Origin of the sequence: Micromonospora sp. NPDC049559 (assembly GCF_040676675.1) — a bacterium.
In the GTDB taxonomy this organism is placed as follows: domain Bacteria; phylum Actinomycetota; class Actinomycetes; order Mycobacteriales; family Micromonosporaceae; genus JBFAPK01.
Genome location: NZ_JBFAPK010000048.1, coordinates 1 through 11,777, shown reverse-complemented (window position 1 = coordinate 11,777; position 11,777 = coordinate 1). Strand labels below are relative to the sequence as shown.

General features: G+C 73.9%; 9 protein-coding genes. 6 read left to right on the top strand and 3 right to left on the bottom strand.

All coding sequences use genetic code 11. The annotated features are described in order from the left end of the window. Positions 1 to 629 precede the first annotated feature (629 nt). A complete protein-coding gene (locus tag AB0J86_RS34235; protein ID WP_363861846.1) occupies positions 630 to 2,291 on the top strand; it encodes a hypothetical protein in 1,662 nt (553 codons plus the stop codon). Here AB0J86_RS34235 and coaE read toward each other — a convergent pair. Both coaE and rpsA read right to left on the bottom strand, forming a co-directional pair. Beyond that, positions 2,284 to 3,444 (bottom strand): dephospho-CoA kinase, encoded by a 1,161-nt coding sequence (gene coaE, locus AB0J86_RS34230; protein ID WP_363861845.1) that lies wholly within the window; start codon positions 3,442 to 3,444, stop codon positions 2,284 to 2,286. The two genes, AB0J86_RS34235 and coaE, sit on opposite strands and share 8 nt — an antisense overlap. Positions 3,445 to 3,747: 303 nt before the next feature. Beyond that, a complete protein-coding gene (gene rpsA / locus AB0J86_RS34225; RefSeq protein ID WP_363861844.1) occupies positions 3,748 to 5,244 on the bottom strand; it encodes a 30S ribosomal protein S1 in 1,497 nt (498 codons plus the stop codon). Between the two features lie 407 nt (positions 5,245 to 5,651). Here rpsA and AB0J86_RS34220 point away from each other — a divergent pair, with 407 nt between their 5' ends. The 4 genes from AB0J86_RS34220 to AB0J86_RS34205 all read left to right on the top strand — a co-directional run bounded on the left by AB0J86_RS34220 (position 5,652) and on the right by AB0J86_RS34205 (position 7,813). After that, entirely contained in the window at positions 5,652 to 6,461 is an 810-nt protein-coding gene (locus AB0J86_RS34220) for a class I SAM-dependent methyltransferase (protein ID WP_363861843.1), read from the top strand. A gap of 51 nt (positions 6,462 to 6,512) precedes the next feature. Beyond that, positions 6,513 to 7,115: a Uma2 family endonuclease gene (locus AB0J86_RS34215; RefSeq protein WP_363861842.1), complete on the top strand. Its 603-nt coding sequence runs from the start codon at positions 6,513 to 6,515 to the stop codon at positions 7,113 to 7,115. Between the two features lie 70 nt (positions 7,116 to 7,185). After that, positions 7,186 to 7,401, top strand: a complete 216-nt coding sequence (locus tag AB0J86_RS34210) for a DUF2945 domain-containing protein (protein ID WP_363861841.1) — start codon at positions 7,186 to 7,188, stop codon at positions 7,399 to 7,401. Beyond that, positions 7,391 to 7,813, top strand: coding sequence for a DUF3140 domain-containing protein (locus AB0J86_RS34205; protein WP_363861840.1), 423 nt, complete (start codon positions 7,391 to 7,393; stop codon positions 7,811 to 7,813). Before AB0J86_RS34210 ends, AB0J86_RS34205 begins: the two co-directional genes overlap by 11 nt. A gap of 65 nt (positions 7,814 to 7,878) precedes the next feature. Here the strand turns inward: AB0J86_RS34205 and polA are convergent, their stop codons facing one another. After that, positions 7,879 to 10,566, bottom strand: a complete 2,688-nt coding sequence (polA, locus tag AB0J86_RS34200; RefSeq protein ID WP_363861839.1) for a DNA polymerase I — start codon at positions 10,564 to 10,566, stop codon at positions 7,879 to 7,881. A gap of 242 nt (positions 10,567 to 10,808) precedes the next feature. On the opposite strand from polA, the gene AB0J86_RS34195 reads away from it, so the two are divergent. Further along, positions 10,809 to 11,630 (top strand): SAM-dependent methyltransferase, encoded by an 822-nt coding sequence (locus AB0J86_RS34195; protein WP_363861838.1) that lies wholly within the window; start codon positions 10,809 to 10,811, stop codon positions 11,628 to 11,630. Positions 11,631 to 11,777: the final 147 nt, after the last annotated feature.

The window sequence follows — 11,777 nt, the reverse complement described above, 5'->3', positions numbered from 1 at the left end:
GCTCGCGGCGGCCGACCGGGTTCGCGGCCGGGCCTCCACACCGGCTGGTCGCTCCCGGCGCAGGGTCGCAGCCCCGGCTCCGAGCCGGCGAGCGCACCCGATGCGGTCGCGCCAGACGCTGACCGGCCGCCGCGAGCGCCCCTCACCCGGGCCGACCCGCGCCCCAGCCGCCGTGCCCGGTGAATCCGCACTGCCAGGCTCATGTCGTCGCGGAGCACGGCTGTCGTCGCGGAGCACGGCTGTCGTCGCGGAGCACGGCGGGCCCCGCCTGGGGTCGTGGCGTCCCGGTCCGTCTGGCCGCTGCCGGGGTGGCCTCCCGTCGGTGGTACGAGTCGTCGTCACCTGAACGCCAGAGGCGTTACCAGTGTCCGGTAGCACCTCTGGCGTTCAGGTGAATGTCGGCGGCTGGGCGCAGGTTCGACTCGTTCGCTCGTCGCGCGCTCGTTTGGGGTGGTTTGTTGCAGATCGGGTGCCCGTTACGCCGCGACACGCCGCCCCGATACGTCCCAGCCGCCTCTCCCGCCCCGACGCGCCGGCGAGGCGCCCCGGCCGGCTCCAACCGTCCCGGCGACGCCCGGTCCGGGTCCGGCGCACGTCACCGACCGGCCCGCTCCGGCGTTCATCTACCCGTGAGGACCTCCCCGGCCGTCCCGAACCGCCACCGGTTGGTCGCGCTGGTCGCACTCGGCTGCGTCGCACTCGGCTCCGCCGGCGGTCTCACCGCCGGCCTGACCGCCTGGCAGACCGGCGAACCGGACGGGTCCGGTCACGCCCTCTCCCCCGAGCAGGTCAACCGGCTGGCCGTGATGCGGCTGACCAACCACCGCGACGCCCGCGCCGGACTGCGCGCCACCCTGGGCTCGGTCGACGCCCCGATCCGGCTCGCCGGGTGGGTGGACTGGGGCCGCGGTCTGACCTATCTGGCGTACCGCGACGCCGGTTCCGGCGCCCGCGGCCTGCTCCAGGCCACGCCGGGGGTGCTGGCCACCCGCGCGACGGCCGAGCCCGCGCCGCCCGGTACGCCGCCGTCCGGCACACCGCCAGCAGGCGTCCCGGCAGCAGGCGCACCGGCAGCCGGGACGCCGCCGCCAGGCACACCGGAGGCCGTGGGCTTCGATCGTCCGCCGGCCACGCCACCGGCGCGGGACTGGCGGATCCGCCGCCTGGCGCCCGGCGGCGCCGACCCCGACCCGCTCGACGCCTTCCTCGGCCTGCTCTTCGCCCTCAGCGCGGAGCGACCGGATCCGCCCGAGCCGACCACCGGGCCGGCGCGCTGGCTGGGCCAGGGGCGGGTGGCCGATGCCACGGTCGACGTGCTGCTCGGACCGCTGCGCCCCGCCGCGACGGCGGCCGGTACCGGCCCGACCGGCATCCCGGCCGCCACGCCCGCCAGCGCCCGCGCCGGGGGTACGCCCACGCGTGCCGGCGCCCGAGCCGGCGGTACCGGCGGCGGGCTCGTCCGCTACTGGGTGGACCCGGCCGGCCGGCTGCACCGGCTCGAGGCGGTGCTGCACGGTGACATGCCACTCCGGCTCGACCTCGACCGTACGGACCGTCGGGAGCTGACCGCCGTCGACGCGCTCGGCGGGCGCCCGGTACGCCCCCGGGCCGTCACCGACGCCGAGGCGGAGCGGATCGCCGCGATGGGCGGGCGCAACCGGGCCCGGAGGGGCGCCGAGATCGCCCTGGCCGTACCGACCGTCCGCCCCGGGACGACGCCCGGAACGGCGCCCGAGGCGGGTACGCCGGTGGCCAACCTGCGGGCCGAGGGCTGGGTCGACTGGCGCCGGGGCGTCGCCTACCTGGGCGTCCGTGACCTGGCGGAGCCGGGCGTCGGTACGCTGCTGCACGCCGACCGCGACGGCGTCGCCGCGCGCGGCCCGAGCGGCGCCGGCCTCGCCGCCGGACCGCCGCCGCTGCCCCCGCCGGACGACGGCTGGGCGTACGGCCCCTGGCGGCAGCGCGCCGACGCGCTCGGGGCCCCGGACCTGGACCTGCTCCTCAGCGAGGTGCTGGCTGCGGGCGTACCGGCCGGCGAGACGTCCGAGCGGCTGCGCGAGCGGGCCGGCTGGCTGCGCCAGGACACGCTCGACGGGCGGGCCGTCACGGTCTTCGAGGTCGCCAAGCCCGCCGAGGCGGGTACGCCCCGGGGGCAGGCGCGGGTGCGGTACTGGCTGGACGGCTCGGGCCTGCTGCGCCGGCTGGAGCTGCGTACCCGTACCGGCGCCTTCGCCCAGCTGGACCTGGCCCCGGGTCCGGTGCCGTACCTGCCACCGGTGTCGGTCAGCTGACCCGGCGCGCCACCAGCAGCTCGACCGGGTTGCCGGGATCGGCGCTGGCGTGCCGCCGGTGCCCGCCCACCGGCTCGCCCGGCCCGCCGCGCGTCGAGGAAGAACCCTCGGCGGAGGCCGGAGGGAAGCCGGCGGCGGCCAGCCGTTCGGCGAGCGCGTCGAGATCGTCCTGTGCGGCGACGGTGAGCCGGACCCCGAGAGTCGCCGCCGCACCGCCGGCCACCGCACCACCGGCCCCCGCACCACCGGCCCCCGCACCACCGGCCACCGGGCCGCCGGGCGTCCGGCCCTCGGCCGCGAGAGCGCCGCCCGTCCCGGCACCGCCCGCCGGGGCGCTGTCCCCCGGAGCGCCGCCCGCCGGGGCGGTGGTCGTTCCGGCGCCGTCCAGCGGCGCGATGGACGGCTCGGCCGGACGCAGCGCGTGACGCAGCCGCGCGGCCACCCGGGCGAAGCGCGCCGCCGGATCGTCCGCCGTCGTGCCGGCGACCCCGGCCGGGCCGCCCGGCGCCCCGGTACCCGGCTCCGGCGGCGGGGCCGCCCGGCGCTGGCGCAGATTGCGCTCGTACGGGAGCAGTCGGTCACGCCAGAGTGCGTCGACGCGCGCGTGCAGTTCGTCCAGGGAACCGTCGTTGACCAGCAGTACGTCGGCCGCCGCGCGGCGCTGCTCGTCCCCGGTCTGCGCCTCGATCCGCCGCCGCGCCTGTTCGGGCGTCATGCCCCGGTCGCGGACCAGCCGCCGCACCCGCAGTTCCTCGTCCGCGGCGACCACCACCACGAGGTGGTACGTCGGTGCGAGCCCCACCTCGACCAGCAGCGGCACGTCGTTGACCACCACGGTCTCGGGTGCCGCCTCGGCGGTCAGTTGGGCGCTGCGGGCGCGTACCCGGGGATGGATGATCCCCTCCAGCCGGGCGCGCGCCTCGGCGTCGCCGAAGACCACCTCGCCGAGCGCCTCCCGGTCCAGCGAGCCGTCGGCCCGGAGCACCCGCTCGCCGAAGGTCGCCGCCACCTCCCGCAGCCCGTCGGTACCGGGCGCGACCACCTCCCGGGCGATCCGGTCCGAGTCGACCACCACCGCGCCGTGCGCGGCGAGGCGGCCGGCCACCACGCTCTTGCCCGATCCGATCCCACCGGTGAGTCCCACCATCAGCACCCGCCCAGTCAACCCGACCGGCGCCGGCCACGCCAAGATCCGTGGCAGGTGCCGGGACGCGGCGTGTCGCCGCTGCACCGGCTCGCGCGTCCCCGCCCGGGCGGAAGAGCGTCCCCGCGGCCCCACCTCGCGCGCCACCGCCGGAGACGACGGAGACCACGGCGGCCGAGAGGGCGGGCACCGAGACGACGGAGGCCCCGCCGCGCACCGGATCGTTCCCGGTACGCGAGCGGGGCCTCTGCCCTGTGCTGCTGTTCACGTGCTCGCTGTCACGTGCCGCGCGGCCGTTAGGCCGCTCGGGTGTTACTTGCCCCCGGCGAGCTTCTCCCGCAGCGCGGCGAGCGCCTCGTCGGTGGCGAGGGTGCCGGCCGGCTCCTCGGCCTGCCGGCTCGGGGCCGGCGTGGACGAGGAGGTGGCCCCGCCACCGGCACCGCCGGCCGCGGGCGGGTTGGCCGCCGCCTCGGCGTCCGCGGCGCGGGAGTTCTGCACCTGCTTGGTGTGCGCCTCCCAGCGCTGCCGGGCCTCGGCGTACTGCTGCTCCCAGGCCTCGCGCTGCTTCTCGAAGCCCTCGAGCCACTCCCCGGTCTCCGGGTCGAAGCCCTCGGGGTAGATGTAGTTGCCCTCGGCGTCGTAGGTCGCCGCCATGCCGTAGAGGGTCGGGTCGAAGTGCTCCTCGCCCTCGACGAAGCCCTCGTTGGCCTGCTTGAGCGAGAGCGAGATCCGCCGCCGCTCGAGGTCGATGTCGATGACCTTGACCATGACGTCGGAGCCGACCTGCACGACCTGCTCGGGGATCTCCACGTGGCGCTCGGCCAGCTCGGAGATGTGCACCAGGCCCTCGATGCCGTCGTCCACCCGGACGAACGCACCGAACGGCACCAGCTTGGTGACCTTACCCGGCACGATCTGCTGGATCGCGTGGGTACGGGCGAACTGGCGCCACGGGTCCTCCTGCGTCGCCTTCAGCGACAGGGAGACCCGCTCGCGGTCGAGGTCGACGTCGAGGACCTCGACCTCCACCTCCTGGCCCACCTCGACGACCTCGGACGGGTGGTCGATGTGCTTCCAGGAGAGCTCGGAGACGTGCACCAGACCGTCCACGCCGCCCAGGTCGACGAAGGCGCCGAAGTTGACGATCGAGGAGACGACGCCCTTGCGGACCTGGCCCTTCTGCAGCTTGTTGAGGAACTCGGTGCGCACCTCGGACTGCGTCTGCTCCAGCCAGGCCCGGCGGGACAGGACCACGTTGTTGCGGTTCTTGTCCAGCTCGATGATCTTGGCCTCGAGCTCCCGGCCGACGTACGGCTGCAGGTCGCGCACGCGGCGCATCTCGACCAGCGAGGCCGGCAGGAAGCCGCGCAGCCCGATGTCGAGGATGAGACCGCCCTTGACCACCTCGATGACGGAGCCGCGCACGACGCCGTCCTCGTCCTTGATCTTCTCGATCGTGCCCCAGGCGCGCTCGTACTGCGCCCGCTTCTTCGAGAGGATCAGACGCCCCTCCTTGTCCTCCTTCTGAAGGACGAGGGCCTCGATGTGGTCACCAACCGACACCACTTCGGCGGGGTCCACGTCGTGCTTGATCGACAACTCGCGCGAGGGGATGACGCCCTCGGTCTTGTAGCCGATGTCGAGCAGGACCTCGTCCCGATCGACCTTGACGACGGTGCCTTCGACAATGTCGCCGTCGTTGAAGTACTTGATGGTCTCGTCGATCGCGGCGAGGAAAGCTTCCTCGGAGCCGAGGTCGTCGACGGTGACCCGGTTGGCGCTCGAGGGGGCCTCGATGCTGCTCGTCATGTGGGCGGTTGCTCCGGTCGGATGGATGTCACTGCAGGTTTGTGTCGCGGTGACCCGTTGGCGCCAGCGGATCCGTCGGCGGGCACGTCCAGCGCCCCATCACGAGATCTTGTCGATCACCAATGGGCCTCTGGCGTGTCGCCGACCGCGGACCTGCTCCCTGCCGAGGTTCACGATCCGCGAGCGCATCGAACAGCTTACCGTGCGCATTACCACAGCATGCAAGCCCTCCCGGCACCCGAACCCAACACAGTTTGCCGGTACCGGCGAATTACATCGCGAACGCCGGTTCCTGTCTACTCCGTCACATCCGTCCCGGGGCCGGCGGACGGGCCGTACCGACCGGTCGCGGGCGGGCCGTACCGACCGGTCGCGGGCGGTGCCGGGACGGGCCGTAGCGTGACCGGGTGGACGATGACGAGCAGCGGGTGACCCGGCGCGCGGTCGCTGAGGCGGAGACCCGGCGGGCGAGCCGCGGCTGGTGGGACCGGGACGCCGACGACTACCAGGCCGAGCACGGCGAGTTCCTGGGCGACGTCGACTTCGTCTGGTGCCCGGAGCGCCTCCGGGAGGCCGACGCGCGGCTGCTCGGCGAGGTGCGCGGGCGGCGCGTACTGGAGGTCGGCTGCGGCGCCGCCTCGGCCGCGCGCTGGCTCGCCACCGAGGGCGCCCACGCCGTCGGCCTCGACCTCTCCGCCGGCATGTTGCGGCACGCGCGCGAGGCCACCGCGCGCTCCGGCGTACGGGTACCGCTCGTCCAGGGCGACGCCCTGGCGCTGCCCTTCCCCGACGCCGCCTTCGACATCGCCTGTACCGCCTTCGGCGCGATCCCGTTCGTGGCCGACTCGGCGGCGGTGATGGCCGAGGTCTTCCGGGTGCTGCGCCCCGGCGGCCGCTGGGTCTTCTCGGTGACCCACCCGATGCGCTGGATCTTCCCGGACGACCCCGGCGAGGGCGGGCTCCGAGTGATCCACTCCTACTTCGACCGGCGCCCCTACGTCGAGCAGGACCCCGACGGGGTGCCGACCTACGTCGAACAGCACCGCACCCTCGGCGACCGGATCCGGGAGCTCGTGGGGGCGGGCTTCGCCCTGCGGAACCTGGTCGAACCGGAGTGGCCCGACGGGCACGAGCAGGTCTGGGGGCAGTGGAGCCCGCTGCGCGGCCGGCTCTTCCCCGGTACCGCCATATTCGTCTGCGACAAACCGGCCGGCTGAGCCCGCCCGCGCCGCCACCGCGAACCCGCGGTCGGGCCGTAGGCTGGGCTGGTGAGTGCCGAGCCGATCCCGGAGTCCCCCGTGCCCTGGCAGCCGGACCCGATCCGGCAGCGCCGTGCCGACTACACCCTGGAAGACCTGCTCAACCTGCCGCCCGACGCCCCCCGCGTCGAACTAGTCGACGGAAAGATGGCGGTGGTTCCCAGCCCCACCGAAGACCACCAGAGCATCACGGCCCTCGTCTGGACCTGGCTGCGCGCGCACGCGCCGCAGCAGTATCAGGCGGCCCTCGCGGTGGGCGTCGCCATCACCCCGCGGGACAGCCGCGAGCCGGACGTGCTGCTGCGGTACGCCGGGGGCGGTGGCAAGCGGCACTTCTTCACGCCCGACCAGGTGCTGCTCGCCGTCGAGGTGGTCTCCCCCGGCACCCGGCGCACCGACCGTCTCGTGAAGCCCGTCGAGTACGCGACCGCGGGAATCCCGTACTACTGGCGGGTGGAGCAGGATCCGGTGCACGTCTACGCGTACCGGCTGGCCGACCGGCCGGGCCCCAGCGGCAACCGCGAGTACGAGTTGATCACCGACAGCGCCGAGCTGCTGGAGATCGAGGTCCCCTTCCCGATCAAGCTCTCGATCGCCGACATCACCCCGTAGGCGCCGGATGTCCGGTACCCGGGCGGCACCGCGGGGGTTCGTTCCCGCCGCCACCGGGGTAACCCGCTGCATGCCGGAGAAGAGGAAGCTGCACAAGGGCGACCGGGTGAGCTGGCGCAGCCACGGGTCGAGCGCGCACGGCACCGTCCAGGAGGAGATCACCCGGCGGACGAAGGCGGCGAAGCGCACCGTCGCCGCGTCGAAGGAGGACCCGCAGTACCGGGTCCGTACCGACGACGGCAAGGACGCCGTACACCGGCCGGAGGCTCTCTTCGATGAGCGGTAGGGGGCCGGACCCGGACACGTACCGGGAGTTCACCGAGGCGGTCAACATGAAGCCGGGTGAGCTGGAACGGTGGCTGGAGACCGACGAGTCCAAGGCGGTCGGCTGGCACAAGGGCGGCGGCGAGTCCGTCGGCCACGACTCCGGGCGCAGGATTCTCGGACTGCTGCGGCGCAGGCGCGACCAGCTCTCCGAGGACGACCTCAGGCACATGCGCAAGGTGGTCGGCTACGTCCGGCGGCACATGGCCCAGCGCCCGAGCGGCGACGTGCGCGAGACCAAGTGGCGGTACTCGCTGATGAACTGGGGCCACGACCCGCTGAAGGCCCCGCTGCCGGCGCCCGGCGGTCGCTCGGCGCAGGCGCTCGCCCGGCACGGCGCACCGCCGAGGTCACGCGGCGGCCCGGGCCGCTAGCGGCGCCGGTGGCCCGCAGTCGGTGTGGCCCGCCGCCAGCGGTCCGCCGCGTCGGTGGCCGGCCGTCAGTGGTCCGCGCTGTGCCAGTCGCGGCCGACGCCCACCGAGACCTCAAGCGGCACCGAGAGCGGGTGCGCCCCGCCCATCTCGGCGCGGACCAACCGCTCCAGCGTCTCGCGCTCGCCCGGAGCGACCTCGAAGACCAGTTCGTCGTGTACCTGCAGCAGCATCCGCGACCGCAGCCCGGCGGCCCGTACGGCCGCGTCGACGTGCAGCATCGCCACCTTGATGATGTCGGCGGCCGAGCCCTGGATCGGTGCGTTCAGCGCCATCCGCTCGGCCATCTCCCGCCGCTGGCGGTTGTCGCTGACCAGGTCCGGCAGGTACCGCCGCCGGCCGAGGATGGTCGAGGTGTAACCGTCCTGCACGGCGCGCTTCACCACCGACTGGAGGTAGTCCCGCACCCCGCCGAAGCGGCTGAAGTACTCCTCCATCAGGCCGCGCGCCTCCTCGGCGGTGATGCCGAGCTGCTGGGAGAGGCCGAAGGCGCTGAGCCCGTACGCCAGGCCGTAGTTCATCGCCTTGATCCGCCGCCGCTGCTCGCCGGTCACCTCGGCCAGCGGCACCCCGAAGACGGAGGACGCGGTCGCCGCGTGGAAGTCGGCGCCCGAGTTGAACGCCTCGATCAGCGCCGCGTCGCCGGAGAGGTCTGCCATGATCCGCATCTCGATCTGGCTGTAGTCGGCCGTCAGGAGGGACTCGTACTCCTGACCGACCACGAAGGCCCGGCGGATCCGGCGCCCCTCCTCGGTGCGGATCGGGATGTTCTGCAGGTTCGGGTCGGTCGACGAGAGCCGTCCGGTGGCGGCGACCGTCTGGTTGAACGTGGTGTGGATCCGGCCGTCGTCGGAGACCGACTTGAGCAGCCCGTCGACCGTCGACTTGAGCCGCGCCACGTCCCGGTGCCGCAACAGGTGCTCCAACAGCGGGTGCGGGTTCTGCCCGTAGAGCCACTGCAGCGCGTCCGCGTCGGTCGTGTAGCCGGTCTTGATCCGCTTGGTCTTCGGCAGGCCCAGCTCGACGAAGAGGATCTCCTGTAGCTGCTTGGGCGAGCCGAGGTTGAACTCCCGCCCGATCACCTCGTACGCCGCCTGGGCCGCCGCCTTCACCTCGGCGGCGAAGTGCGCCTCCAGCTCCGACAGGTAGTCGGTGTCGGCGGCGATGCCGGTCCGCTCCATCCGGGCGAGCACCTGCACCAGCGGCAGCTCGACCCCGGTGAGCAGCCGGGTGGAGAGCTCGCCGTCGCGGGCCAGTTCGGCGTCGATCGCGTCGGCCAGGTCGAGCGTGGCGCGGGCCCGCAGCATGAGGTTCTCCTCGACCTCGCTGTCGTTGCCGAACCCGTCCAGGGTGAGCTGCCCGTTGTCGGGCGCGTCGACCCGCAGCTCCCGATGCAGGTAGCGCAGGGCCAGGTCGGTCAGGTCGTAGGAGCGCTGGTCGGGCCGGGCCAGGTAGGCCGCGAGCGCGGTGTCGCTGGCGACCCCGGCCAGCTGCCAGCCGTGCGCCGCGAGCGCCAGCAGCGCCGGCTTGCTGTCGTGCAGCACCTTGGGCCGCTGCGGGTCGGCCAGCCACCCGGCCACCGCCGCCTCGTCGTCCGGGTCGAGCCGGGCCGGGTCGAACCAGCCGCCCGCGCCGGCCGCCGTGGCCAGCGCCACCCCGGTCAGCGATCCCGTGCCGCGACCGAAGGTGCCGGCGACGGCGACGCCGATCGGCGTACCGGCCGGGGCGTGGGCGGCCAGCCACCCCGCCACCGCACCCGGGCCCAGCACCTCGCCGGCCAGCTCGAAGCCCGCCTCGGCCTCGGGCTCGACCGCGCTGAGGTACTGGTAGAGCCGGTCCCGCAGGATGCGGAACTGGAGCGTGTCGAAGACCTGGTGCACCGCCTCGCGGTCCCAGCCGGCCCAGCGGGAGTCCTCGGGGCGCACCGGCAGTTCGAGGTCGGAGACCAGGCAGTTGATCTCGTAGTTGCGCAGCACGTCCGCGAGCCGCTCGCGCAGGCTGTCGCCCGCCTTGCCCTTGATCTGGTCGGCGTGCGCGACGACCCCGTCCAGCCCGCCGTACTGGTTGATCCACTTTGCGGCGGTCTTCGGGCCGACGCCCGGTACGCCCGGCAGGTTGTCGCTCGCCTCACCGACCAGGGCCGCCAGGTCGCGGTACTGCTCGGGGCCGACGCCGTAGCGCTCCAGCACGGCCGCCGGGTCGATCCGGGCCAGGTCCGAGACGCCCTTGCGCGGGTAGAGGACGGTGACCTGGTCGCCGACCAGCTGGAACGCGTCCCGGTCACCGGTGGTGATCAGCACCGACATGCCCTCGTCGCGCGCCTGGCAGGCCAGCGTGGCGATCACGTCGTCGGCCTCGTAGCCCTCCTTCTCCACCACCGGGATCCGCAGCGCGGCGAGGACCTCCTTGACCAGGCTGACCTGGCCGGCGAAGTCCGCCGGGGTCTCCGAGCGGCCGGCCTTGTACTCCGCGTAGCGCTCGGTGCGGAAGGAACGGCGGGAGACGTCGAAGGCGACCACGATGTGGGTGGGCTGCTCGTCGCGGAGCACGTTGATCAGCATCGAGGTGAAGCCGTACACCGCGTTGGTGGGCTGCCCGGTACTGGTGGAGAAGTTCTCCACCGGCAGGGCGAAGAACGCCCGGTAGGCCAGCGAGTGGCCGTCGACGAGCAGCAGGCGCGGAGTAGTAGCAGTCACAGCCCCCGACTCTAGCCGCAGCCACCGACACCCCGGTGACACAGGCACGGCCGCGCGGGCGCGGCGTACCGGCCGCGGCCGTCGGAACCCGGCAGCGCGACCGGCTCCGGCGATACCGCCGTGCCCGGCAACCCGTAGGGTGGTCGCCATCACATCGGCGCGCGGCCACCCCGCGCCGCCGGCGGCACCCGACCCCTTCCCAGGACAGCGGATCCGGACAACGGAAGAAGAGGTACGTCGATATGGAACGGCCTTCGTGGGCCCCACCCGAGGTTGACCTGTACCGGCCGAGTCCCGCCCGAATCTACGACTACATGCTCGGCGGTTCGCACAACTTCGCCGTCGACCGCAACATGGCCGAGCACGTCCTCGCGGTGGTGCCGCAGGTACGGCTCGCCGCCCACGCCAACCGCGCCTTCCTGCGCCGGGCCGTGGACCACCTCGCCGCCGCCGGGATCCGCCAGTTCATCGACCTGGGATCGGGCATCCCGACCGTCGGCAACGTGCACGAGACCGCCCAGCGCACCGCCCCCGACGCGCGGGTGGTCTACGTCGACCACGACCCCGTGGCGGTCTCCCACAGCCGGGAGATCGTCGCCGGCAACCCGCTCGTCACGGTCGTACAGGCCGACATCCGGTCTCCGCAGGCGGTGGTCGACGACCCCGCGGTCCGGGCCGCGCTCGATTTCTCCCGGCCGGTCGGCGTGCTGATGGTGGCGGTCCTGCACTTCGTCCTGGACGACGCCGAACCCGCCGCGATCACGGCCGGCTTCATGCGCGCCGTGGTACCCGGCAGCTACCTGGTGCTCTCCCACGCCGGCGCCCTCGTGCGCCCGGCCAGCCCCGAGGAGTTGGCGGTCTCCGACCACTACGCCCGGGCCAACCCGGTGGCGATGCGTACCCGGGACGAGGTGACCGCCTTCTTCGCCGGGCTCGAACTGATCGAGCCGGGCGTGGTCGAGGCGATGGACTGGCGCCCCGAACCGGACGCCGCCCCGAACCCGATGATGCGCTCGGCTGCCGAGGCCGTCCCGTCCCACGTCGGCGTCGCCGTCAAACGCTGACCGGGCACCCGCCCGCCAACACGCACCCCTGGCGGCCGACGGCCCGGCGGCATACGTGGGGCGAGCGAAGCCCTGGCGGGGGCGGTCTGCCTTTCGGATACGCCGCGCCGCAGCGCGAGCAACGTACCCGCCGCAGCGACGGCCACG